Below are 23,360 nucleotides of genomic sequence, written 5' to 3'. Positions count from 1 at the left end.
GGAGCGGGGCCCGACCTCAGGGGGAATTGATGCGCGTTCAGAAGATCTCGGTGCTCGCTGTCGCGGGTGTGGCTCTCGGCCTCTCGCTCACGGCCTGTGGCGGCGGCAGCGGCTCCGACGGCGCCTCGCCCTCCTCGACCGCATCGTCCACGTCCACGAGCACCGCACAGCCCGCGCCCTCCGCCTCCAAGTCCGCCCAGGGCCCGACCCACACCAAGCCGGCGGGCACCGCGAAGAAGCCGGGTGTGAGCTGCACCAACCAGATCGACTACGCGGGCGACCCGCGGTCGAACGCGGAGATCAACAGCATCGGGGAGCGGACGGGTCACTGCCCCGCGCCGGAGAAGGGCACCAAGCCGGCGGGCACCCCGAAGAAGCCGGGTGTGAGCTGCACCAACCAGATCGACTACGCGGGCGACCCGCGGTCGAACGCGGAGATCAACAGCATCGGGGAGCGGACGGGTCACTGCCCCGCGCCGGAGAAGGGCACCAAGCCGGCGGGCACCCCGAAGAAGCCGGGTGTGAGCTGCACCAACCAGATCGACTACGCGGGCGACCCGCGGTCCAACGCCGAGATCAACTCCATCGGCGAGCAGACCGGCTACTGCCCGCCGGTCCAGCACTGACCTCACCGTCCGCTTCGGAGACGGACCGGTACGAGCGCGACCGCTGCCCGACAGGAGCGGCGGTCGCCCTCGCCGGCGGCCGGGCCCGCTATGTCCGTTCCCTGCACCCGGACCCCGCCGCGCCGCCACGCCACCTCGTCCTCGTCCCGCTGGCCTCCTCCTTCGGCTCCCTCGGCACCCCGGTCACCCTCGCCGTCCTCGGCGGGACCCTGATCGTGGCGTCGCGGTTCGACCCGGCGGGCGCGCTGCGGCTGGTCGCCGAGCACCGGCCCACCCACCTGTTCGCGGTGCCCACCATGCTCCGGCGCATCGCCGAACTGCCGCCCCGACCGGGCGAGGACACCTCGTCGTTGCGCGCCGTCGTCTCCAGCGGCGCCGCCCTGCCGCCCGCCGTGGCACAGGCCTGCCGCCGGCGCTTCGGCCGCCCGGTGGTGACCGTCTACGGCTCCTCGGACGGCGTCAACTGCCATACCGCGGGAGAGAGTCACCCTCCGGGCGACAGCGTCGGCACCCCCGACCCCGCGGTCGCCCGCATCCGGATCACCGGCCCCGACGGCACACCGCTGCCCGCCGGGCACGGCGGCCAGATCGAGGCCCTGGGCCCCATGACGCCGATGTGCTACGTCGACTCGCCCGAGCTGAACGCCCGTTACCGCGCCCCCGGCGGCTGGGTGCGCACGGGTGACCTGGGCCGGCTGGACGAGCACGGCAGGCTGCACGTCCTGGGCCGGCTCAAGCGCGTCGTCGTACGCGGCGGCCTCAACATCAGCCTCGCCGAGGTCGAACACGAACTGGGCGGCCATCCGTCCGTCGCGGAGGCGGTGTGCGTCCCGGTGCCCGACCCGGACCTCGGGGAACGCCTGTGCGCCTGCGTCCGCCCGGCCCCCGGCACCCCCGCCCCCACGCTGACCGACCTCACCACCCACCTGCTGGCCCGCGGCCTGGGCCGCCGCAAGCACCCCGAACGGCTCCTGCTGCTGGACGAGATGCCCCTCGGCCCCACGGGCAAGATCTGTTATCGGACACTCGCCGCCCGCGCGAGCCGCACGGGGGGCGACGGAGGGCTGGGTGAATGACGGGAGCCCGGCCCCTCCTGCCGGGCGGAGAAGGCCGTCTCGACGACGGCCGACGGCCCGCGGCGGCCGGCGCCGTGAGCGGGGCGGGCGAGCCCGGAGACCCGCTCGGCCCCGTCGTCCCTGGCGTTCACCGCCGGCCGTGACGCCGCCCGCCGCGATGCCGTCGGCCGTGACGCCGCCGGGCGCGAGGGCCCGGGACGATCGAGGGTCACCCGAGGGCCGTGGCCGACCAGTGCGCGGCGTTCCCGGCCGGCACGGCGTCGACGCCGCCCGCGCCTCCTCCGGACGATCCTCGGCCGACGCGACCGCGGCGCCGCTTTCCGGCCGCGGTCACAGGGTCCCGGTCGTCGCCTCTCCGGAGGAGCTGCCCGCGAGCCACTGGTCCCAGCTCAGGTTGAAGGCCGCGTAGCCGTTGTCGGGCGCCGCCTTGGCACGGGGCGAGCCGGTGATGGTGACGGGGTCGCCCTGTTCGACCTGGCCGTAGAACCACTTGGCGTCCGACAGGGACAGGTGGACGCAGCCGTGCGAGCCGCGGGCGCTGCCGCTGCCCGGACTGGGGTCGCCGGTCGAGTAGTGCACGTAGGTGCCGCTCTGGGTCAGGTGCACGTCCCAGGGCAGGGTGAGGTCGTAGTAGTTGGGGCTGCCCTTGTCACAGCTGATGCCGACGCTGCAGGAGGTCATGTGGACCTTCTCCTGCTTGTCGATGACGGCCATCGTGCCGTTCCACGTCGGGTACTGGGCGCTGCCCGCGTTGATGGACAGGGTGCGTTCCAGCTTGCCGTTGCGGGTCACCCTCATGGTGTGGCCGGTCACCGAGACGTCCGCGCGCACGTCGTCGCCGACGGTGAAGGTGTGCGTGTAGTCGTGCACGCCGTAGCGTCCGGCGCCGTTGCCGACGCCCTTCATGTCGGCGTCGATCCTCACCTTCGTACCCGAGGGCCAGTAGGTCTTCGGCCGCCAGTCGGCCCGCCTGTCGCCGAACCAGTGCCAGGCGCCGGCCACCGGCTGGGAGGCGCTCACCTTCATGTGCTTCTCCACCGTGGCGCGTGCCTTGGCCGCCACGGGGTCGGTGAAGACCACCGAGATCGGCATGGCCACGCCCACGGTGGCCCCGGTCTGCGGGGTGATCGTGTCGAGCAGCATCGGCGGCCCCGCGGGCTTCGTCGGCGACGCGGAGGCGCTCGCGGTCGAGCTGCCCGGTGCCTTCGCGTCGTCCCCGCCCGCCTTGGCGCCCCCGCCCCCGCCGCAGGCACTCGCTCCCATCAGCAACGCGCCCGTGACCAGTGCGATCGCTATGCCGCCCTTGCGCCGTCCCACTGCCTGCCCCGCTCTCTCGCTCTTCGGCCCTGTCGGCCCCGACTCCCTGCCAGACAGGAAGAAGGCGGGCCACAGTTGCGGGTGCCGTGCAAAAAGTGTCCCAAAACCCGTGCGCCGGGCAACCGGTGGACGGCGGGCGCACTCGGGCGACCGCCGACCCGGGTGCCGCTCCTCACGGTGCACGGCGCAGTTCACGCACCACCCGGGCCAGGTTCACCCCGTATCCGACGCCGAAGGTGTGCGGCGTGAAGAAGGCGTCGTTCCCGGGATCCCAGAACTCGCGGGCGATCCGTCGCGCGGTGGGCCACCGGAAGTCGTACGGGAGCCCCAGGACGGTCCCCGTCCAGGTGCGGGCCCCCGGCGGCTTGCGCAGCTCCTTGGCCACGGCCGCGGCGACGACGCCCATGGCGACGAGGGCCAGGTCCCGGCGCAGTGCTCTGTCCATGGCTGGACGGTACGCCGGGCCCGGACGCCGGTCCACGGCGGGGTCCCCGGTGTCAGCTTCCGGTTCGCTCCGTGTCGATGCCGAGTGACGCCCACAGCTCCCGCTCCTGCCGGCTCGGCGGGGTCGCGCAGTACCGCTCCGGGTGGCCGGGCGGAGGGCCCGGCAGGGCTTCACGGCGAGCATGGCCGGCGTCGCCGCCGAGGTCGTCGTAGTGCACCCCCGGCAGGGGGCCGGTGAAGAAGATGCCGAGGCCGCGGAGCTGGACGAGCAGTTCCCTCACCGCGACGGCGCCGGTCCTGCCGAGCCAGATCCTCAGTCTCACGCGGGCCCCTCCTTCGAGCTCATACAGGCCCCTCCTTCGATCCGGTCCCGAGGCCGTGGCGGGACGACCCCGCCGGCCTGATGGTCACCGGCCGGCCTGAAGCGTCGCTTAAAGCCGACGGGGCATGAAAATCTCATGCCCGGACCCGGCCAGATTCCTAGACGCGATCATGATCGGCTGAGTGTCGTCGCAGGCGGCAACGTGTCACTGTTCCGCCAAGTGGAAGGAGGATTGGCATGAAGATCGGGGTTCTGGGGTCGCTCGTGGTGGACATCTGCGGCACCTCCGTGGTGCCGAGCGCGGCCAAGCCTCGCCAGATGCTGGCGGTGCTGGCGGTCAACGCGGGCGGGGACGTGAAGGTGACGACCCTGACGGAGGAGTTGTGGGACGCGAGTCCCCCCAAGGGGCCCGCGGGCGTCGTACAGACCTATGTCAAGCAGTTGCGCCGGGCCATCGCCCTGGCTCTGGGACCGGGACACGAGTGCGCGCCGAAGGAGGTCCTGAGCCGCAGCTACGCCGGGTACGTGCTGAAGATGCCCACCTGCGCGATCGACGCCGAGGTCTTCCAGCAGCTCACCGCGCGCGGGCTGCGGGCCCTGGCGGGCGGGGACGACGAGACCGCGTCGAGGGTGCTGGGCGAGGCGCTCGCCCTGTGGCGCGGGCCGGTCCTCGCCGACGTGCGGATCGGACCGGCCCTGCGCGTCGAGTCGCTCCGGCTGGAGGAGACCCGGCGCTCCGCGCTGGAGGGGCGGATCACCGCGGACCTGCGGCTCGGCAGACACGCCGCGGTGATCGGCGAACTCCTGGTGCTCACCGAGCGGTTGCCTCTTGAGGAGAATCTGCACGCGCTGTTGATGCTCGCGCTCTACCGAAGCGGTCGTTCGTGGCAGGCGCTTGAGATTTTCCGAAAGCTACGCGCGTCGACCGTCGAGGAGCTGGGTATAGAACCTTCCCTGCGCATCCAGCGTTTACACCGGGCTATCCTTGCCGGTGATCCCCAACTCGACCTCACGACACCGAGTTTGGCAGCCTTTTAGCACTCCCGGACAGTCTGGCCGGCATCCGCCGGACCCGGCCCCACGACCCCGGGTGTCTGGACCGGACCCGGGATACCCCCCACCCGCCCCTGGACGGAACCGAGACGGACCACCATGACGCGATACCTGTCCCGGAAGCGCCCGGATCACGAACCGGCCCCCGCGACACGCTTGTTCTGCTTCCCCTACGCGGGCGGCGGAGCGTCGGCGTACAGGCGATGGCAGCGCGGCCTCGACGCCCTGGACGCCGGAGTCCGGGTGATGCCCGTGCAACTGCCCGGCCGTGAAGAACGCTTCGGCGAACCCAGGTTCACGGATCTCGACGCCCTCATCGAGGACATGGACGCGCAGCTCGACGACGAGCTGTCCGAGCCCCACCTCTTCTACGGCCACAGCATGGGCGCGCTCATCGCGTACACGCTCGCCCGGCGCCGGCAGCGGCGCGGCGCGACCCTGCCCCGGGCCCTCGTGCTCAGCGCCTGCCGCGCCCCGCACCTGCCGCCCCCGGCGATCGCCGATCCCGACGCCGGTGACGAGGAACTCCTCGCCGCCCTGGTGGGGCTCGGCGGCATCCCGCGGACGCTGCTCGACCATCCCGAAATCCTCCTGGCGCTGCTCCCCGTGGCCCGCGACGACCTCCGGCTGTGCCTCGGCAGCACCGCCGTCCCCACCGAGCCGCTGCGCGTGCCGCTGCACCTGTTCGCGGGGGTGGCGGACCGGCTCGTCGGCGTCGACGAGATGCTCTCCTGGCGGCGGCACGCGGGCGCCGGCTGCGCGGTGCGGACGATGCCCGGCGGCCACTTCTTCATCAGGTCGGACGAGGACGTGTTCCTGCGCGAACTGGCCTCCCTGACCCGCCGGTACGCCACGGAACGGGTCCCGGCGCACCAGGTGCCGGCCGCGGCCGGGGCGTGAGGCTCCCGCTCCGTTGCCATTGACATGCCATACCGGGGCCACGCCGCAGGTGCCGTCACGCCCCTCACGGCGGTGCCCCGGAGTGTTCACGGAACCATCGCGAAAGGAACCAGCGCCGTGACCCACGACGCCACGCAGGGCGCCATCAGGAGCTCGGCCTCCCGGCAGGTCCGCATCGCCTGGGGGGTGTTGTCCGTCTTCCTGCTGACCTGGGCCGTGTTCGAGGCGGTGAAGTACGGCGGTTGGGTGATCGCGGCGGTCGTCGCCGGCCTCGTCGTACCCGACCTGTCGTTCCTGGCCGGCCTGTCCGGGCCGCAGCAGCACGGGCGGCTGTCCCCCAAGGCCGTCCCCCTCTACAACCTCCTGCACCGGCCCGTCGTCGCCGTCCTCGTCATGCTCTCCTGTCTGATCCCCGATTCGCCGGCCGTCGCCGTTCCCCTGTTCAACTTCGGTCTGGTCTGGTTGCAGCACATCGCCTCCGACCGGGCCTTCGGTTACGGCCTGCGCACGGCCGACGGCTGGCAGCGCTGACCCGGGGCGATCCCGGAGGAGGCGGGGGCGCGCTTTGCCCCCGCGCAAGCCCCTGCTGCGAGGCTCGTCGGGTCCCCGGCGCGCGGGCCTCGCGGCCTCCCGGAGACGGACCACCGCATATCAGCGACCCTGACCACCTGTTGCCGGAGGAAGCGTATGGAAACGACGGAGACAACGGAGACGACTGAGGCGACGGAGGCGACGGAGACGCGGGGGAGCGGACCGGAGACGGACCAGTCCCTCCTCACCTACCCGTTCCACCGTCCTTCGGCCGTCGAAGTCCCTCCCGTCTACGAGGAGTTGCGGGCCAAGTGCCCCGTCGCCCACGTCCGGCTGCCCAGCGGCGACGAGGGTTACGTGGTGAGCCGTTACGACGACGTGCGCACCGTGCTCGCGGACGCCAGGTTCAGCCGGGCCGCCACCATCGCGCCCGACGCGCCGCAGCTCACCGGCACGCCTCCCGTGCCGGGCAGCCTGTTCACCACGGACGCGCCCGAGCACACCCGGCTGCGCAGGCTCGTCTCGCGCGAGTTCACCGCCCGCCGTGTGCAGAACATGCGTCCGCGCATCCAGGAGCTGACGGACGGTCTCCTGGACGAGATGGCGAAGGCCGAAGGGCCCGTCGACCTCAACGCGGCGCTGGCCTTCCCGCTGCCCGTGATGGTGATCTGCGAACTGCTCGGTGTGCCCTTCGAGGACCGCGACCGGTTCCGCGAGTGGTCGGACGCGTTCGTCTCGCTGACCGCGCACACCGCGGAGGAGACCGCCGCGCAGCGCCAGCAGATGATCGAGTATCTGGCCGCCCTGGTCGGGCGCAAGCGGGAGGAGCCGACGGACGACCTGATGGGGGCGCTCGTCGCCGCCCACGACGAGGAGGGAAGCCTCAACGAGTACGAGCTGATCGTCATGGCGGCGACCATCCTCGTCGCCGGTCACGAGACCACCGTCAGCATGATCGGCAAGATGGTGCTCACCCTGCTGCGCCACCCGGAGCACATGGCCGCGCTGCGCGAACGTCCCGAGCTGATGGAGCACGCCATCGAGGAACTGCTGCGCGTCAACCCGATCGGTGACGGCGGCCCGCTGCGGATCACCCTGGAGGACGTCGAGGTCGGCGGCACCGTCATCCCCAAGGGCAGCGCGGTCCTGGCGGCGGTCTGCTCCGCCAACCAGGACCCCGCGCGGTTCCCCGGCGCGAAGGCGGACGAGTTCGACCCCGCGCGGCCCGAGGCCGTCCACCATGTGGCCTTCGGCCACGGCCCGCACTTCTGCCTGGGCGCCGCGCTGGCCCGGGCGGAGCTGCAGATCGTCCTCAGCTCGCTGCTGAGCCGCTTCCCCGGCCTGCGGCTCGCGGAGGACGTCGAGTCCCTGGAACTGACCACCGGCATGATGGTGCACGGCCTGACCCGCCTGCCCGTCACCTGGTGACCGACCCGCCGGAACGCCACCCCGCCGTCACCAGCCGGCGGCCGGGGGGTGTTCCGGCAAGCCCGACGAAGGCCCTGGACCGTACGTTCCCGTACGGTCCAGGGCCTTCGTGCCGTCCGCCGCCCTCACCCGGCCGCGGCGTCATACCCGGGTGGCGGGCACCTGCGCCTCCACGGCGTGCGGTCCCGGCTTCTGCAGCTGGAAGTACGCACCTCCCAGCACCTTCTCCTTCAGCTTCTGGCTCTGGTCGACCACCCGGTACAGCGAACGGCGGAGGACCCCGCCGGCGCCGTGCAGGGCGAACAGCCGCTCCTGCCGCAGTTGCAGCCCGCGCGACCTGCCCACCGCCTCCTCGCGTGCCCGCTGGAACTCCTCGCACGCCCGCAGCAGCGCCGCCTCGTCCCCGCCCGCGTCGATCGCCTCGCGCACCAGCGGAGCCAGGGTCACCGCGTCGATGATCGCGTGGTTGACGCCCTGCCCGAGGATCGGTGTCAGCGTGTGCGCCGCGTCGCCGATCAGGACCAGGCCGGGCATCGACCAGCGCGGCACCAGCGCGGTGAAGATGTCCAGCATCGAGGTGTCGGACCACGAACGGATCTCGCTGCGCACCGATCCGGACAGCTCGGGCGCGAGCAGGTCGAGACGCTCGTACAGCGCGGGCAGCCCCTGGGCGCGCAGCGCCTTCAGACCCCCCTTGGGGATGTTGAAGCCGACGCGGACGCTGTTCGGGTGGGTCGGGATGAAGAGCCCGTGCTGGTCGCCGCGGATGCGGATGCGGTACGTGCGGTCGTCCCACTCGGGCGGGAACGGCAGCTTCAGCCACACCACGTCACGGTCCAGCGGCAGCTTCGTGTACGGCAGCCCCGCCATCTCGCGGACCTTGCTGAACCGGCCGTCCGCCGCCACGGTGAGCGCCGCCCGCACCGTGATCTCGCCCTCCGGGGTGCGCGCCGTCACCCCGGTGACCGGCCCGCCGCCGTCGGCCGAGCGCAACAGCCGGGTGGCCGTCGCCCGGCGCACCAGGACGAAGTGCTCCGGATGCTCCTCCTGACCGAGGGCCGCCAGCGCCGAGAGCAGCGCCGGCTGGGGCATCTCCACCGGGTAGGGATGCGGGAACCGGAAGCGGCGGAAGTCGGCGCTCAGCACGGTGCTTCCGGAATCGACGATCTCCATTCTGTGCATCTGCTGGTAGGCGCCGTTCAGCCGGTCGAGGACGCCCAACTCGTCGAGCAACCACACCGAGTCGGGAGAGACCGACTCGCCCCGGAACGACCGGTCGAAGTGCCCGCTCTGTTCCAGGACCACGACGGAGACGTCACGCTTGGCGAGCTCTACGGCCAGCGTGAGTCCCGCCGGGCCTCCTCCGACCACACACACCTCTGCGGTCAGCTCAGTTGTCGTCATCAACGCTGCCTTTCAGAAGGAGTCATCCTGCGCCGATGGTCCACACCGCGCCTAAAGCAGCTCTTGCGGACGACAGCGGCCCGCTCGGACGGCACACGAAGCGGCCCGCACGGGCAGACACGGAGCGGCCCGCACGCGCGGCGCGCGGAACGGCCCGCCGAACGGGCGGGCGCCCGGCGCAAGCCCGTCTTTAGGGCCGGGGCGCACCCTCTGAGGAGCCCGCCCGCCCTGTCAGAGAGGCGAACGAACCGTGAGCACAGCAGTGACGACGCCGTCCGGCCCGGAGCCCACCGGCCCCGAGGGCCCCCTCGACCGGCTGCGCGCGCTGTACGGCGAGAAGAGGATCGCCGCCGCCTACCCGGCGGTGCCCGCGCTGCTCGCCGAACTCGCGCGACAGGACGACGGTCCGGCGCAGCTGTCCCGCGCGGGCCGGCTGCTCGCGAAGGTCTCCCCCGAGGACATCGCGGAGCGCCACCCCGGCATCGAACCCGCCGCCGTCGCCGTCACCGGACACGGCACGATCGACGGGCTGACCGCACCGCTCACCGCCGAACTCGCCCGCCACGGCGTACCGTTGCGCGTCAGCGTCGGCGACCACGACGCATGGCTGCGCGATCTCCAGGACACCGGCAGCCATCTGTACGCCCCCGGCACCGAACTCGCCCTGTGCCTGCTCGACGCCCAGGTCGTCTTCGGTGAACTGCCCCTGCCGTGGGGCACCGAGGACGTCGCCAAGGCCGTCGCCGGGAAGCTCGACCTCCTCGACGCGCTCGCCGCCCGCTACGACGAACACGGCACCGGCACCCTCGTGCTCAACACGCTGCCGCTGCTGCCCGAGCACACGCGGCAACTGGTCGACCACCGCTCCCGCACCGAACTGTCCATCGTGTGGCGCGAGTTCAACATCGGCCTGCTGCGGCTCGCCGCCGCGCACCCGAGGCTGCACGTCGTCGACCTGGAACCGCTGATCGCCGAGGGCGGACCCGTCCGCGACCCGCGGCTCGCCGCCTATGCCGAGGTCCACCTGGGCGAGGAACTGCTCGGCCGGTACGCGCGGCAGGCGGGTCATCTGCTGCGGACGCTGCGCGGCCGGACCAGGAAGGTCCTCGTCGTGGACCTCGACAACACCCTGTGGGACGGCATCCTCGGCGACGACGGACCCGACGGCATCGCCGCCGCCACCACCTACCGCGGTGCGGCGTTCGGCCGGTTCCAGCGGGTCGTCAAGCAGATCGGCGGCCAGGGCGTGCTGCTCGCGGCGTGCAGCAAGAACGACCACGAGCCGGTCCTCGACGTGCTGCGCACCCACCCCGACATGATCCTGCGCGAGGACGACTTCGTGCGGATCAGCGCCGACTGGGAGCCGAAGGACGGCCGGCTGCGCGCCATCGCCGACCGGCTCAATCTCGGGACCGACAGCTTCGTCTTCGCCGACGACTCGCCCTTCGAACGCGGTCTCGTCGCCTCCTCGCTCCCGGAGGTCGCCCTGATCGCGCTCGACGAGGAGCCGGCGCTGCACATCGAACGGCTGCTCGCCGACGGCTGGTTCGACGTACGGGAACTGACCACCGCGGACCGGGGCCGCGCGGCGCAGTACCACCAGGAGGCGAAGCGGCAGGACCTCCAGCAGGCCACCGGCTCGATGGAGGAGTACCTGGACGCTCTCGGCGTGCGCGTCGAGGTGACCCCGGTGCGCGACCACGAGGTGGCCCGACTCGCCCAGATCACGCTGCGCACCAACCAGTTCAACCTCACCACCCGCCGGCTCCAGGTGCCCGACGTCCGCGAACGGCTCGACTCCCCGGACCACCTGGTGCTGGCCGTGCGCTCCCGCGACCGCTTCGGCGACAACGGGGTCGTGGGCGCTCTCTTCGCCCACCGCGAGGATCAGGCGCTGCGCATCGACAACATGCTGCTCAGCTGCCGGGTCTTCGCCCGTGGCATCGAACAGGCCACGCTCGCCGCGCTGTTGGACCACGCCCGGGAATCGGGCGCGGCCGAGGTGCGCGCGAGCTACCGGCCCACCGCCAAGAACCACAAGGTGGCAGGACTCTACCCCTCGCTCGGCTTCGAGCGGACCGGCGAATCGGCCGACGGCACGGTGGAGTTCCGGCACCCGCTCACCGAACTGCCCGAAGTCCCCGGGCACATCACCCTCGACACGGACTTCCGCCGCGACGCCGGCTGACCGAAGGCCCGTCCCCTGCACGCACCCGGGGCGGGCACCCCCCTGTCCCCAACCCCATCCCCCACCGCCGCGGGGCGGACACGCACAAGCGTCTCCTTAGCGCCGCGGACGACGATCGTGATGTCACAGCGACCCGTGCCGGCGCCACGCCAGCGGATCTCGGAGAGGTCGGAGAAAGACGTTGACGAACTTCCGGACCTTCACGCAACTGGTTCTGGAGCGCACCGAAGCCCGCAGCGCCGCGGATGCCTTCATCTTCCTGCCCGACGACGCCCGCGGCTCGGTGCCGCAACACCTCACCTTCGCGGGGCTCGACCAGGAGGCACGCCGGATCGCCTCCTGGCTCCAGGCGCGCGGCGCGGCGAACCGCCAGGTCCTGCTGCTCTACCCGTCCAGCCTCGACTTCATCAAGGCGTTCACCGCCTGCCTGTACGCCGGTGCGGTCGCCGTGCCCGCGCCGGTGCCCACGGAACAGGGCCGGAAGTTCACACGGGTCTCCGGCATCCTGCGCGACGCCGAGGCGGTCGCCGTGCTCACCGACTCGGCGAGCGCCCCGGAGATCTCGGCCTGGCTGGCCGCGGAGGGCCGCACGGACGTGCCCTGCCTGGCCACCGACGACCCCGCCCACGGCGACGCGAACGCCTGGCACGCGCCCTCGCTCACCCCCGAGAGCCTGGCCTTCCTCCAGTACACCTCCGGCTCGACCAGCGAACCCAAGGGCGTCGCGGTCTCGCACCGCAACCTGCTCGCCAACGAGGCGGCGATCCAGCGGTCGATCGGCACCGGCCCGGACACCGTCTGCGGCGGCTGGCTGCCCTTCTACCACGACATGGGCCTGATCGGGCACATCCTCCACCCGCTCTACCTCGGCACCCCCGCCGTCCTGATGGCTCCCTTCACCTTCCTCAAGCGTCCCTACCGCTGGCTGAAGATGATCGGCGACTACGGCGTGACCACCGGCGGCGGTCCCAACTTCGCGTACGACCTGTGCGTGCGCAGGGTCACCGACGAACAGCTGGCGACGCTGGACCTGTCCAGCTGGACGACCGCCAACAACGGTGCCGAACCGGTGCGGGCCGAGACGATCCGCGCCTTCACCGAGCGCTTCGCTCCCGCCGGCTTCCGTCCCGAGGCGTTCTTCCCGTGCTACGGCATGGCCGAGACGACCCTGCTGGTCTCCGGCATCCCGCGGACCGCGGGCCCCCGCGTGCTCGACGTCGACGCCGCGGCCCTGGAGCGCGGCGAACTGGCCGGCCCGCGCGGCGACGACCCCAGCCGCTCCCTCGTCAGCAGCGGAGTCGTACGGGACTTCGAGATCCGCGTCGTGGACCCGGAGACCCTCACCGAGAAGCCCGAGGGACACGTCGGCGAGATCTGGCTCAAGGGCGACAGCGTGGCCCGGGGCTACTGGAAGCGGCCCGAGACCAACAAGGAGATCTTCGACGCGGCGGTCCGCGACGGCACCGGCGCGGACGACGACGGCGGCTGGCTGCGCACCGGCGACCTGGGCGTCCTGAAGGACGGCGAACTCTACGTCACCGGCCGGCTCAAGGAGGTGGTCATCCTGGCGGGCCGCAACCTCTACCCGCAGGACGTCGAACGCGCCGTGCAGTCGGTCGACCCGGCCTTCGGCACCGGCGCGGGCGCCGTCTTCGCCGTCGACACCGACCACGAGCAGCTGGTGGCGGTCCAGGAGGTCCGCCCCGGCGCCGTCTCCACCGACCTGCCCACCCTCGCCTCCGCGGTCCAGCGGTTCATCAGCGCGGAGTTCGCGGTCCCCGCCGGCAACGTCGTGCTCGTACGGCCCGGCACCGTCCGGAAGACCACGAGCGGCAAGATCCAGCGGACCCTGATGCGCCGGCTCTTCCTGGAGGGCGGGATCACCGCGCTGCACGAGGTGCTGGACCCCGCCGTCCGCGACCTGATCGCCCCCGCCGCCGACGCGGCCCCGTCCCTGGAAACGGTGGTCTGACATGGAACACCGGCCCTACCGGCTCGCCGAGGAGTTCGACCACTACCTCGGCGACCCCCACGACCCCGGTGAGGTCTTCTCCTACGCGCGCTGCGCGGACCTGGACGACAGGGAGGAGTTTCCCGCCGCCATCTGCCGCCGCTTCGAGGAATGGGGTCTGCCCGAGGAGTACGTGCCGGTCGAGTACGGCGGCCGGCTGCGCGACTACGAGCAGGTGCTCCAGCTCGTGCGCGCCGTCGCCCGCCGCGATCTGACCTGCGCCATCGGCCACGGCAAGACCTACCTCGGCGGGGTCTGCGTCTGGGTCGCGGGCTCGGCGGAGCAGGGCGCCCGGCTCGGCGCCGACATCATCGCCGGGGTCCCCGTCTCCCTCGGGCTCACCGAACGCGCCCACGGCAGCGACCTGCTGGCCGGTGACGTGCGCACCGACGACAAGGCACCGGACGACGCCGGCCACTGGCTGGTCAGCGGCGAGAAGTGGCTGATCAACAACGCCACACGGGGCTCGGTGCTGTCGCTGCTGACCCGCACGCGCCCGGACGGCGGCCCGCGCGGCTTCAGCGTCCTCCTCGTGGACAAGCGGGAACTCGACGCGGACACCTACCGCCACCTCCCGAAGATCCGCACCCTCGGCATCCGCGGCGCCGACATCTCCGGCATCGCCTTCGACGGCGCCCGGGTGCCGAAGAGCGCCCTCGTCGGGGCCGAGGGCGCCGGCCTGGAGATCGTGCTCAAGGCGCTCCAGCTCACCCGCACCATGTGCGCGGCACTGTCGCTCGGCGCCGGCGACCACGGGCTGCGGCTCGGCCTGGACTTCGCCGAGGAGCGCGAGCTGTACGGCCGCCGGCTCATCGACCTGCCGCAGGCCCGGCACGTGCTGGCGGGTGCCGCCGCCGACGTCCTGCTGCACGAGGCGGTCGCGCTGGTCGCCGCCCGCGCCGTACAGGCCCAGACCGCCGAACTCGGCGTCACCTCGGCCGTCACCAAGTACCTGTTGCCCACCGGCACCGACCGGGTCCTCGCCGACCTGACCGGGCTGCTCGGCGCCCGCGCCTTCCTCAAGGGCGTCCACGCCGACGGCCGGTTCCAGAAACTCGTGCGCGACCACCGGCTCGTCGGACTCTTCGACGGCAACACCCTGGTCAACCTCAACTCCCTGGTGAACCAGTTCCGTTCCCTGGTCCGCGGGTTCCGGCGCGGCACCGGCGACACGGCGGGCGCCGGCATGGCCTGCGACCTGACGGCGTCCCTGCCTCCCCTCGACCCGTCGCGGCTGTCGCTGGTCGCCCGGCACGGCAGCGGCATGACGGCGTCCCTGTCCGCCTCCGTCGACGAGATCACCCGGCGGGCGGCGCAGGACCAGGCACTGGCCCCGGTGGCCGAGGCCGCGCGGCGGCTGCTCGTCGTCACCACCGCGGTGCACACCGAGATGGAGGAGTACCAGGGCGTCCTCACCGAGGTCCCGCCCGCCGCCTTCGAGACCGCGCGCCGCTACACCTTGTGCTGGGCGGGCGCGGCCTGCCTCGGCCTGTGGACGCAGAGCACCGACCACATGCGCGACGACCCGGACACCGGGCGGCTGTGGCGCGACGGCCTGTGGCTGCACACCGTCCTCGACCGGCTGCTGCTCCGCCTCGGCGAACCGGCGGCGGCGGGCGAGGAGACGTACGAAGACCTGCTCGGCGCCCTGCGGGCGGCCCGTGCCGAGGGCCGGCTGTTCTCGCTGCTGCCCCAGCGGACCCCGGAGCGGCAGCCCGCGACGACCGGCGGGGCCGCCGGGGGGAGTGAGAGGACGTCATGCTGATCGGCACAGAGCCCCGGGGCGCCGTGGAGGACGGCACCGGACAGGAAGCGCGGGCCGCGGCCCGCGTCGCGGAGCTGGAGCGGCGGCTCGGCGACCCCACCGACGAGAACAACGAGCTGTCGTACGCCGGGCTGCTGGCGGCGGACGAGGCCGGTGAACTGTCCGCGGCCGGCGAACGCGCCCTCGACGAACTGGGCCTGGGCGCCGACTTCGTGCCGCGTGACCAGGGCGGCCGCCTGGAGCGGCTCGACACCCTGGTACGGGTGATGCGCCAGGTGTTCCGCCGCGACGTCGCCCTCGGCCTGGGCCACGGCGTGACCTCTTTCATGGCCGCCGTCAACGTGTGGACCTCCGGGGACGACGCGCAGCGCGAGAGGCTCGCGCGGATTCTCACCGGCGGCGGCAAGGTGTCGGTCGCCTACCACGAGCTCGCGCACGGCAACGACTTCGTGCGCAACGAGTTCGAGGCCCGCCCCGCCGACGGCGGCGGCTTTCGGCTGCACGGCGCCAAGCAGGTCATCAACAACGCCGGACGCGCCGACGCCTGGGTCCTGTTCAGCCGCACCAGCCCCGCACCCGGCAGCCGCAGCCACTCCGTGCTCCTCGTCGAGCGCGCCGGCCTGGACCCGGACAGCTGGCGGGTACTGCCCCGCTACGACGCCGTCGGGGTGCGCGGCTGCCATCTGTCCGGCCTCCGGTTCGACGGCACGCCCGTACCCGACTCGGCCCTCGTCGGCGAGCGCGGCAAGGGCGTCGAGACGGCCCTGCGCGCCTTCCAGATCACCCGGTCCGCGCTCCCCGGCATGGCCGTCGGCACCACCGACACGGCGCTGCGGACCGTCGTGCGCTTCGCGCTGGGCCGACAGCTCTACCGCAGGTCCGTCATGGACATCCCGCACGCCAGGGACACCCTGTCCGGTGCCTTCACCGACCTGCTGACCTGCGACAGCCTCTCGCTGGCCGCGACCCGCGCGGTGCACCTGCTGCCCGAGCAGACCAGCGTCTTCGCCGCCGCCACCAAGTACCTCGTCCCCAAGGTGCTCACCGAGGCGATGCACGAGCTGTCCGTCGTGCTCGGGGCCCGCTTCTACATCCGCGACGGCGAGCACGGCATCTTCCAGAAGCACCTGCGCGACCTGCCGGTGCTCAGCCTCGGCCACGCCGGCTCGGCCGCCTGCCAGGCCACGATCATCCCGCAGCTGTCCCGGCTCGCCCGGCGCTCCTGGTTCAGCGACGAGCCCGCCCCCGCGGAACTCTTCCAGCCGCGTACCGGCCTGCCCGGTCTCCCCTACGACCGGCTCACCCTGGCGAGCGGGCGCGACGCGCTCAGCGCCACCCTGGTCGCCGCCGTGGACCGGTTGCCCGGCGCCTCGCCCGAGGAGCGGGCCGTCCAGGGGCTCGCGCTCCACCTGGTGGACGAGCTGCGGCAGGTCCAGGAGGCGAGCCGCGCGCTCGCACCCGAGGACCGCACGGCCCTCGCCGGACCCGCCGTCTTCGCCCTCGCCGACCGGTACGCCGTCCTGCTCGCGGCCGCCGCCGCGACCGGCGTGTGGCAGCAGGCCGCCCGCGACGGCGGCGACGCGTTCCTCGCCGACCCCGCCTGGCTCGCCGCCGTACTGCACCGGCTCGCCCGGCGCCTCGGCCGGCGGCCCGCCGACCTCCCGCCGTCCGTGGCGGCGCGCCTGCACGAGGAAGTGCTGCGCCGATTCCACGAACGCACCAGCTACGACCTGTACGACACCCCGCTCGCCGGCTGACGGCGCCGGCCGGCGCGGCCAACGTCCCGTCCGCGCCGACGGCCGGCCCCCACCACGACAGCACGCGACAACCGCTCACCCCCGCGAGGAGTGCACCATGACCGTTCCGACCGCCGGACACACCACCGAGTCGCTGACCACATGGCTGGCCGAACGCATCGCCCTTTATCTCAAGCGGCGGCCCGCCGAGATCGACCCGGACGTGCCCCTCGCCGAGTACGGCCTGGACTCCGTCGCCGCCCTCAGCCTGTGCGGGGACATCGAGGACGACTTCGACCTCGTGATCGAGCCGACGGCCGCCTGGGACTACCCGACCGTCCACGCGCTCGCCGACCACCTCGTGGCGGAGCTGGCCGCGCAGGAGGGCGGCGCCTGATGGAGCCCATAGCCATCGTCGGCATCGACTGCAGATTCCCGGGGGCGCCCGACACCGGCGCCTACTGGGACCTGCTGATGCGCGGCGCGGACGGGGTGGGGGAGGTGCCCCGGCAGCGGTGGGACGCCAAGGAGTTCCACTCGGCGGCCGGGGAGGAAGGGCACTCCAACACCATGGAGGGCGGCTTCATCGCCGACCCGGACGCCTTCGACAACGAGTTCTTCACCATCTCGCCGCGCGAGGCGGCCGCCATGGACCCCCAGCAGCGGCTGCTGCTCCAGTGCGCGTGGCGGGCGGTCGAGGACGCGGGCGTCGCGCCCCGGACCCTCGCCGGCACCCGGACGGGCGTCTTCGTCGGCATCATGGGCAACGAGTGGGCGCACCTGCACCTCACCGACTACGCCCATGTCACGGCACAGGTCGGCTCCGGCAACGGCTACTGCATGACCGCCAACCGGATCTCGTACCACCTCGACCTCAAGGGCCCCAGCCTCGCCGTCGACACCGCCTGTTCGTCCTCGCTGGTCGCCGCGCACCTCGCGGCGAACGCGCTGCTGGCCGAGGAGTGCGACACCGCGCTCGTCGGCGGCGTCAACGTGGCCCTCACCCCGGCCCTGTCGATCTTCTACACCCAGGCCGGGCTGTCCGCCCCCGACGGCCGCTGCAAGCCCTTCAGCGCCGCGGCCGACGGTATCGGCCGCGGTGAGGGCGTCGGCGTGATCGTGCTGCGCAGGCTGCGGGACGCCGTCGCGGACGGCCAGCGCGTGTACGCCGTCATCCGCGGCACCGCCGTCAACCAGGACGGCCGCAGCAACGGGATCACCGCCCCCAACCGCTGGTCCCAGCAGGAGGTGATCGCCGCCGCCTACCACCGGGCCGGCGTCGAGCCCTCCGACGTCGCCTTCACCGAGGCGCACGGCACCGGTACCGCGCTCGGGGACATGATGGAGGTCAGGGCGCTCGGCCACCACCACGCCGACCGCGCCGCGAAGCCCATGGCGATCGGCTCGGTCAAGGGCAACCTCGGCCACGCCGAGGGGGCCGCCGGCATCGCCGGACTCATCAAGGTCGCCCTGTCCCTGCACCACCGGGTCGTCCCCGCGAGCCGCTTCGCGGCCAAGGAGAACAAGCAGCTCAAACTGCGCGAGCACGGGCTGCGGCTGCTCAAGGCACCCCTGCGGCTGCCCGCGGGGCCCACCGTCGCCGGGCTCAGCAGCTTCGGCATGGGCGGCACCAACGCCCACGCCGTCCTGGAATCCGCGCCCGCGCCCGCGGCCCGCCCCGCACCGGCAGCCGACGCCGCCGCACCGGCCGGCATCGGCGCCGCCGTCTTCACCCTCACCGCGCCCACCGCCGACGCGCTGCGCCGCAACCTGCTGGCCCAGGCGGACGCGGCGGCGGCCCGCCGGGTCCCGCTGGGCCCGCTGGCGAGGTCGAGCAACCGGGTCAAGGCGGGACACCGCCACCGCTTCGCGACCGCCGCGACCGACACCGGTGAACTCGTCGCCGCACTGCGGGAGTCGGCTGCCGACCCCGGGCTGCTGGACCGGCTGTCCGCGCGGCCCGCCCAGCGGCCCCGCACCGCGTTCCTGTTCACCGGGCAGGGCTCGCAGTACCCGAGGATGACCGCCGGACTGTACGCACAGGCGCCGCTGTACCGGCACTTCCTGGACGAGGCCGACGCCGCGCTGCTGCCCTACACGGGCGCCTCCGTGCGCGATCTGCTCCTCGCCGGGGACGAGGCGGTCCACAGCACGCGGTGGACCCAGCCCGCCCTGTTCGCCGTCGGCTACGCCCTCGGCCGGACCCTGACGGAACTCGGCGTGCGTGCCGACCTGCTCCTCGGGCACAGCGTCGGCGAGTTCGCCGCCGCCGTCCTCGCCCGCGCCCTCCCGCTGGACGGGGCCGCCCGGCTGATCGCCGCCCGCGGCGCCCTGATGCAGGAACTGCCCGAGGGCGGCGGCATGCTGGCCGTCCGGGCCCCCCGGGCGGTCCTGGAGGCACGGATCGAACACGAACCCCTGGTCGGCGTCGCGGCGGTCAACGGCCCCACGTCCACGGTCCTGTCCGGCGACCTGGAGACCCTGGAGAAGATCGGCGCCGAGCTGGCGGAGCGGGGAATCGGCACCCGCCGCCTCCAGGTCTCGCACGCCTTCCACTCACCGCTGATGCGGCCCGTCCTGGACCGCTTCGCCGTGATCGCCGAAGAGGTCGGCGGGAAGGCGCCCGAGATCCCGCTGTACTCGACCGTCCGCGGGCGGGTGCTCGACGGCGAGGCGATGGACGCCGCGTACTGGGTGGAACACGTCAGCGCCCCCGTGCTGTTCGCCGACGCGGCCGGCGCCCTGCTCGCCGACGGCCCGACCCACCTGGTGGAGACCGGCCCCCAGCCGGTGCTCTCCGGGATGGTGCGCCGGCTCGCCGGCCCCGCCTCGGGCGCGGGCCCGGCGCACGTCCTGCCGGTGCGCGGCCCCGAGTCCGCCGGCCGGGACCTCGCCGAGGCCCTCGCCGCGCTGTACCGGGGCGGCGTCGATCCCGACTGGGACGCCGTCCACCCGCCCGAGGACCGGGTGCCGCACCCGCTGCCGCCCTACGCCTTCTCGACGGAACACCGCTACTGGTCGAGGAATCCGGTGCACGGCCGGGGAACGGTCGCCGAACCGGTGGAACAGACGCCCGCACCCGCCGCCGTCCTCACCCTGGACCGGCCCGGCGGCCCGCCGGACCCGCTCGCCGACGCCGTCCTCGGCGCCGTCCGGACGGTCGGCGGCTACACCGACGCCGAGGTCGGCCCGCACGACCGGCTGTACGAGGATCTCGGCTTCGACTCCGTCATGATCATGGAGCTGAAGAACCGGCTGGAGTCCCGGCTCACCGGCATCGCCACCCTTTCGGTGCAGGACCTCCTGCCCCGCCTCTCCTCCGTCGGCGACCTCGTCGCCTTCCTGCGCGAGAGCGGTGCGGCGCCGCCCCCCTCCGCGGGCTTCGGCGACGCCGCGCACCAGCGGACGCCGCGGGAAGAGGCACATCAGCGGACGCTCATGGAAGAAGAGAGGACGGCATGACCACCCCGACGGCCGCCACCACCTACCTCGCCTCCCTCGGTACCGCTCTGCCCGGAGAGCCGGTGGACAACGCCACCCTGTCCAAGGTGCTGGGCATCAACGAGGACTGGATCGAGGTCTTCATCGGCACCAGGACCCGGCACTTCGCCCGGGACCTCGGCACCGGAGTCGTCCGCTGGTCGCTCGCCGACCTGTGCGCCCAGGCCGCGCAGCGGGCACTCGCGGCGCCCGACGTGGACCCGTCCGAGATCGACTTCATCGTCCTCGGCACGGCGACCCCCGACACCCTGATGCCCGCCACCGTCAACCATGTCGCCGACCAGCTCGGCCTGGACCAGGTGCCGACCTTCCAGCTCCAGTCCGGCTGCGCCGGTGCCGTACAGGCCCTGGGCGTCGCACAGACGATGATCGCCTCCGGTCAGTACCGGACGGGACTCGTCATCGGCGGCGACGTGTGCAGCAAGCACCTCGACCTCCAGCGGGACGTGGCCGGCGCCGCCCCCGGCGACCTCGTCAACTACGTCCTGTTCGGCGACGGCGCCGGCGCGGCCGTCGTCACCGACGAGCCGCGCGGCGAGCGCCTCGCCCTGCGCCATGTCCTCAACCGCTTCACCGGTCTCGGCCGCAAGCCCGGCCAGGTCATCGAGTGGTTCGGGCTCGCCGACCGGTACGACGACCGCCAGGCCCTCGTCGAGGACTACAAGGCCATCGAGGAGTCCGTGCCCGTCATGGCCGTCGAGATCCTCTGGGAGTTGCTCGGCGAACTCGACTGGGACACCGACCAGTTGGACTACCTGCTGCCGCCCCAGCTGTCCGGCCGCATGACCCGCCGCATCACCGAGGAACTCGACGTGCCCACCGCGCGGGAGGTCAGCTGCGTCGCGGACACGGGCAACAACGGAAACGCCCTGCCCTTCCTGCAGATCGAGAAGTTGCTGGAACGGATGTCCGCGGGCGAGCGGGCCCTCGCGGTCGCCGTCGAGTCCAGCAAGTGGATCAAGGCCGGTTTCGCCCTGGAGAAGATATGACTGCCGACAGCACCGCCCCCGCGTCCGTGTCCGCCACCGGCGGCTTCACCCTCGACGACTACGTTCGGCTCGTCACCGACGAGATCGGGATGCCGCTCGCGCCCGAGCAGGTCGCCGCCGACTTCGACGAACTCCCCGACTGGGACTCGCTGCACCTCCTCAAGCTCGTCACCGCCCTGGAACCCGCCATCGGCCGCCGGGTCCCCGTCGGCAAGGTGCTGGAGGCCCGCAGCCTGAAGGAGATCTACGAACTGGCGGTGCTCGGGTGACACCCGCCGTCACCGCCGAACGGCGCCGCCGCCACACCCTGTACTTCCTGGAGTGGGCGGCGGCCCAGCGGCCCGTGCACCTGGACACGGACATCGACATGACCCGCGTCCTGGCGCACCGCGCCGCCGCCCGTGAGAACGGTCTGCGCTACTCGATCGTCAGCTATCTGCTGTACGCCACCGGCCGGGTCCTCGACCGCCACCCCGAGGCCAACGCCGCCATGGCCCCCGGCTGGCCCGGACCGCTGCGGCGCCCGAGGACCGTGCGCTACGAGGGCGTCACCGCCAAGCTCGCCCTGGACCGGCCCGTCGAGGGCGAGCGCACCGTGCTCTCGGCGCTCCTGCCCGGCCTGGAGACGGCCACCCTCGGCGAGATCCAGCAGCGCGTCGACCGCTACCGGGGTGAACAGGCCGCGGAACTACCCGAGTTCAAGGGTGTACGGATGCTGGGCAGGCTCCCGGTCACGGTCGGCCGGGCCGCGTTCGCCGCGGCGCTGCGCGACCCGCGCCGACGCGCCGCCACGTTCGGAACCGTCTCGGTCAGCTCGCTCGGCCATCGCAGCGTGGACGGCTTCCACTCGGCCGGCGGCACCGCCGTCACCCTGTGCGCGGGCCGGGTCGTGGACCGCGCGGTGGTGCGCGACGGCGTCGTGGTGCCCGCGCCCGTGATGCGGCTCGGCCTCACCTTCGACCACCGGGTGATCGACGGCGCCACCGCGGCCGATGTGCTGTCCGATCTCCACGACACGATGGAGGCCTTCCATGACGGCGGCGACGGCACGGCCGGTACCCACGAGCCGGCCGTCGGCGCGGACGCTCGGGGAGCCGATCGAGATCCGCGGCCCGTCGGGGGACTGGGGCAGGGTACGCGCTGACCTGGACCGGCACGGGGCCGCGGTGCTCTTCGCCCACCAGGACGCGTGGCGCCCGGAACGGGCGGGCCTGCCGCGGCTGCGCGTGCTCCTGGGCCGGGACTGGGAGCGCTATCTGGAGCTGACGCATCCGCAGGTCCGCGGCCGTTTCGCCGCCTCGCGCGTCCTGCTCAGGTTCGCGGCGGCGGCGGCGCTCGGCGTGCGCCCCGAGTCGGTCGAGATCGGCTACGGCCTCAGCGGGCGCCCCCAGCTGCGCGGCTACGACGGCGTCCACGTCAGCCTCAGCCACACCGACGGCCTGCTGCTGGTCGGTCTGGCCACCGGCGGCGCGATCGGCGTCGACGCCGAGCCCGGCACACGGACCCTCTACGGGCCCGGACTGGGCCGGCATGTGTGCACCCCGTACGAGCTGGCCCGGATCGAGGCCCTCCCGCCCGCCGAACGCAACCCCGCCGTACTGCGCCTGTGGACCCTGAAGGAGGCCTACAGCAAGGCCCGCGGGCTCGGCCTGCGCTTCCGCTTCACCGACTTCGGCTTCACCCCGGACCGGGCGCCCGAAGACGTGCTGCGCCCCGACGGCACCCCGGCCTCGATGGGCAGATGGCTCTTGCGCACGTCGTCGCTCGGCGACCGCTACACCCTCGCCGTCGCCGTGGAGGACGCCGGATTCGGTCGTACGGCGGACACGGCGGCGCGCACGGCACTCGACCCGGCCGTCGTGGACGCCGTCCTGGCGGCACTGGGGGAGGAGGAGCGGCCGGCCGTCGCCGGCGACGCGTGGTGAGGCCGGGGGAGGCTCACGGGCCCTCGCCGCGCCCGGCTCGCGCCCGCGCGGCGGAGCCCCTCGTGACAGCGCCCGCGCCTGTGCCGCGGCGGGCGCGACCCCGACCGACGAGGACCAGCTGATCGAGGTCTTCCGTTCGGGTGC

General features: G+C 73.1%; 20 protein-coding genes. 16 read left to right on the top strand and 4 right to left on the bottom strand.

What is annotated here, in order from left to right; all coding sequences use genetic code 11:
- Window positions 1–29 precede the first annotated feature (29 nt).
- Together ACWDD7_RS29010 and ACWDD7_RS29005 are read left to right on the top strand one after the other, a co-directional pair.
- Window positions 30–626, top strand: coding sequence for a hypothetical protein (locus tag ACWDD7_RS29010; protein ID WP_450459563.1), 597 nt, complete (start codon window positions 30–32; stop codon window positions 624–626).
- Window positions 527–1,702 carry a class I adenylate-forming enzyme family protein gene (locus ACWDD7_RS29005; protein WP_450459595.1) on the top strand — a complete coding sequence of 392 codons (1,176 nt, stop codon included), beginning with the start codon at window positions 527–529 and terminating at the stop codon, window positions 1,700–1,702. The genes ACWDD7_RS29010 and ACWDD7_RS29005 overlap by 100 nt, the downstream gene beginning before the upstream one ends.
- 330 nt (window positions 1,703–2,032) lie before the next feature.
- On the opposite strand, the gene ACWDD7_RS29000 is transcribed toward ACWDD7_RS29005, so the two are convergent.
- From ACWDD7_RS29000 to ACWDD7_RS28990, 3 genes are all read right to left on the bottom strand, one after another.
- On the bottom strand, window positions 2,033–3,019 hold the full coding sequence (locus ACWDD7_RS29000) for a L,D-transpeptidase (RefSeq protein ID WP_450459562.1): 987 nt from the start codon (window positions 3,017–3,019) through the stop codon (window positions 2,033–2,035).
- A 172-nt stretch (window positions 3,020–3,191) separates the two neighbouring features.
- Window positions 3,192–3,464, bottom strand: coding sequence for a DUF5808 domain-containing protein (locus ACWDD7_RS28995; protein WP_351879896.1), 273 nt, complete (start codon window positions 3,462–3,464; stop codon window positions 3,192–3,194).
- Between the two features lie 52 nt (window positions 3,465–3,516).
- Window positions 3,517–3,786, bottom strand: a complete 270-nt coding sequence (locus tag ACWDD7_RS28990; protein ID WP_351879899.1) for a DUF6059 family protein — start codon at window positions 3,784–3,786, stop codon at window positions 3,517–3,519.
- 236 nt (window positions 3,787–4,022) lie between these two features.
- Here ACWDD7_RS28990 and ACWDD7_RS28985 point away from each other — a divergent pair, with 236 nt between their 5' ends.
- The 4 genes from ACWDD7_RS28985 (at window position 4,023) to ACWDD7_RS28970 (ending at window position 7,697) form a co-directional block, all read left to right on the top strand.
- Window positions 4,023–4,823: an AfsR/SARP family transcriptional regulator gene (locus ACWDD7_RS28985; protein ID WP_351879902.1), complete on the top strand. Its 801-nt coding sequence runs from the start codon at window positions 4,023–4,025 to the stop codon at window positions 4,821–4,823.
- A 114-nt stretch (window positions 4,824–4,937) separates the two neighbouring features.
- Window positions 4,938–5,738, top strand: a complete 801-nt coding sequence (locus tag ACWDD7_RS28980) for a thioesterase II family protein (protein WP_450459561.1) — start codon at window positions 4,938–4,940, stop codon at window positions 5,736–5,738.
- Between the two features lie 117 nt (window positions 5,739–5,855).
- Window positions 5,856–6,269 (top strand): DUF4260 family protein, encoded by a 414-nt coding sequence (locus ACWDD7_RS28975; protein WP_351879908.1) that lies wholly within the window; start codon window positions 5,856–5,858, stop codon window positions 6,267–6,269.
- 156 nt (window positions 6,270–6,425) lie between these two features.
- Window positions 6,426–7,697: a cytochrome P450 gene (locus ACWDD7_RS28970; RefSeq protein WP_450459560.1), complete on the top strand. Its 1,272-nt coding sequence runs from the start codon at window positions 6,426–6,428 to the stop codon at window positions 7,695–7,697.
- 141 nt (window positions 7,698–7,838) lie between these two features.
- On the opposite strand, the gene ACWDD7_RS28965 is transcribed toward ACWDD7_RS28970, so the two are convergent.
- Window positions 7,839–9,101, bottom strand: a complete 1,263-nt coding sequence (locus ACWDD7_RS28965; RefSeq protein ID WP_450459559.1) for an FAD-dependent oxidoreductase — start codon at window positions 9,099–9,101, stop codon at window positions 7,839–7,841.
- Window positions 9,102–9,351: 250 nt separating this feature from the next.
- Between ACWDD7_RS28965 and ACWDD7_RS28960 the strand changes: the two genes are divergently transcribed.
- The 10 genes from ACWDD7_RS28960 (at window position 9,352) to ACWDD7_RS28915 (ending at window position 23,216) form a co-directional block, all read left to right on the top strand.
- Window positions 9,352–11,289, top strand: a complete 1,938-nt coding sequence (locus ACWDD7_RS28960) for an HAD-IIIC family phosphatase (protein ID WP_351878277.1) — start codon at window positions 9,352–9,354, stop codon at window positions 11,287–11,289.
- Between the two features lie 181 nt (window positions 11,290–11,470).
- Window positions 11,471–13,261 (top strand): fatty acyl-AMP ligase, encoded by a 1,791-nt coding sequence (locus ACWDD7_RS28955; protein ID WP_351878274.1) that lies wholly within the window; start codon window positions 11,471–11,473, stop codon window positions 13,259–13,261.
- 1 nt (window position 13,262) lies between these two features.
- The gene (locus ACWDD7_RS28950; RefSeq protein ID WP_450459558.1) at window positions 13,263–15,065 is read left to right on the top strand and encodes an acyl-CoA dehydrogenase family protein; all 1,803 of its coding nucleotides are present in this window, start codon (window positions 13,263–13,265) and stop codon (window positions 15,063–15,065) included.
- Window positions 15,059–16,822, top strand: coding sequence for an acyl-CoA dehydrogenase family protein (locus tag ACWDD7_RS28945; RefSeq protein WP_450459557.1), 1,764 nt, complete (start codon window positions 15,059–15,061; stop codon window positions 16,820–16,822). The genes ACWDD7_RS28950 and ACWDD7_RS28945 overlap by 7 nt, the downstream gene beginning before the upstream one ends.
- Before the next feature lie 97 nt (window positions 16,823–16,919).
- Entirely contained in the window at window positions 16,920–17,198 is a 279-nt protein-coding gene (locus ACWDD7_RS28940; protein ID WP_351878265.1) for an acyl carrier protein, read from the top strand.
- Window positions 17,198–20,263, top strand: coding sequence for a type I polyketide synthase (locus ACWDD7_RS28935; protein ID WP_450459556.1), 3,066 nt, complete (start codon window positions 17,198–17,200; stop codon window positions 20,261–20,263). Before ACWDD7_RS28940 ends, ACWDD7_RS28935 begins: the two co-directional genes overlap by 1 nt.
- Window positions 20,260–21,291, top strand: coding sequence for a 3-oxoacyl-ACP synthase III family protein (locus ACWDD7_RS28930; RefSeq protein ID WP_450459555.1), 1,032 nt, complete (start codon window positions 20,260–20,262; stop codon window positions 21,289–21,291). Before ACWDD7_RS28935 ends, ACWDD7_RS28930 begins: the two co-directional genes overlap by 4 nt.
- Entirely contained in the window at window positions 21,288–21,560 is a 273-nt protein-coding gene (locus ACWDD7_RS28925) for an acyl carrier protein (protein ID WP_450459554.1), read from the top strand. Before ACWDD7_RS28930 ends, ACWDD7_RS28925 begins: the two co-directional genes overlap by 4 nt.
- On the top strand, window positions 21,557–22,435 hold the full coding sequence (locus ACWDD7_RS28920; RefSeq protein WP_450459553.1) for a 2-oxo acid dehydrogenase subunit E2: 879 nt from the start codon (window positions 21,557–21,559) through the stop codon (window positions 22,433–22,435). Before ACWDD7_RS28925 ends, ACWDD7_RS28920 begins: the two co-directional genes overlap by 4 nt.
- On the top strand, window positions 22,323–23,216 hold the full coding sequence (locus ACWDD7_RS28915) for a 4'-phosphopantetheinyl transferase family protein (RefSeq protein WP_450459552.1): 894 nt from the start codon (window positions 22,323–22,325) through the stop codon (window positions 23,214–23,216). The genes ACWDD7_RS28920 and ACWDD7_RS28915 overlap by 113 nt, the downstream gene beginning before the upstream one ends.
- The last annotated feature ends 144 nt before the right edge of the window (window positions 23,217–23,360 follow it).

The sequence above is a fragment of the Streptomyces sp. NPDC001056 genome (genome assembly GCF_053598955.1).
Note: the sequence above shows the minus strand (reverse complement) of the source record. Positions and strands in the feature narration are given on the sequence as shown.

Excerpts from the sequence above, each read along its gene's own strand:
- ACWDD7_RS29010 (WP_450459563.1), top strand. The coding sequence starts at position 30 with ATGCGCGTTCAGAAGATCTCGGTGCTCGCTGTCGCGGGTGTGGCTCTC.
- ACWDD7_RS28995 (WP_351879896.1), bottom strand. The coding sequence starts at position 3,464 with ATGGACAGAGCACTGCGCCGGGACCTGGCCCTCGTCGCCATGGGCGTC.
- ACWDD7_RS28985 (WP_351879902.1), top strand. The coding sequence starts at position 4,023 with ATGAAGATCGGGGTTCTGGGGTCGCTCGTGGTGGACATCTGCGGCACC.
- ACWDD7_RS28980 (WP_450459561.1), top strand. The coding sequence starts at position 4,938 with ATGACGCGATACCTGTCCCGGAAGCGCCCGGATCACGAACCGGCCCCC.
- ACWDD7_RS28970 (WP_450459560.1), top strand. The coding sequence starts at position 6,426 with ATGGAAACGACGGAGACAACGGAGACGACTGAGGCGACGGAGGCGACG.
- ACWDD7_RS28965 (WP_450459559.1), bottom strand. The coding sequence starts at position 9,101 with ATGACGACAACTGAGCTGACCGCAGAGGTGTGTGTGGTCGGAGGAGGC.
- ACWDD7_RS28950 (WP_450459558.1), top strand. The coding sequence starts at position 13,263 with ATGGAACACCGGCCCTACCGGCTCGCCGAGGAGTTCGACCACTACCTC.
- ACWDD7_RS28945 (WP_450459557.1), top strand. The coding sequence starts at position 15,059 with ATGCTGATCGGCACAGAGCCCCGGGGCGCCGTGGAGGACGGCACCGGA.
- ACWDD7_RS28940 (WP_351878265.1), top strand. The coding sequence starts at position 16,920 with ATGACCGTTCCGACCGCCGGACACACCACCGAGTCGCTGACCACATGG.
- ACWDD7_RS28935 (WP_450459556.1), top strand. The coding sequence starts at position 17,198 with ATGGAGCCCATAGCCATCGTCGGCATCGACTGCAGATTCCCGGGGGCG.
- ACWDD7_RS28930 (WP_450459555.1), top strand. The coding sequence starts at position 20,260 with ATGACCACCCCGACGGCCGCCACCACCTACCTCGCCTCCCTCGGTACC.
- ACWDD7_RS28925 (WP_450459554.1), top strand. The coding sequence starts at position 21,288 with ATGACTGCCGACAGCACCGCCCCCGCGTCCGTGTCCGCCACCGGCGGC.
- ACWDD7_RS28915 (WP_450459552.1), top strand. The coding sequence starts at position 22,323 with ATGACGGCGGCGACGGCACGGCCGGTACCCACGAGCCGGCCGTCGGCG.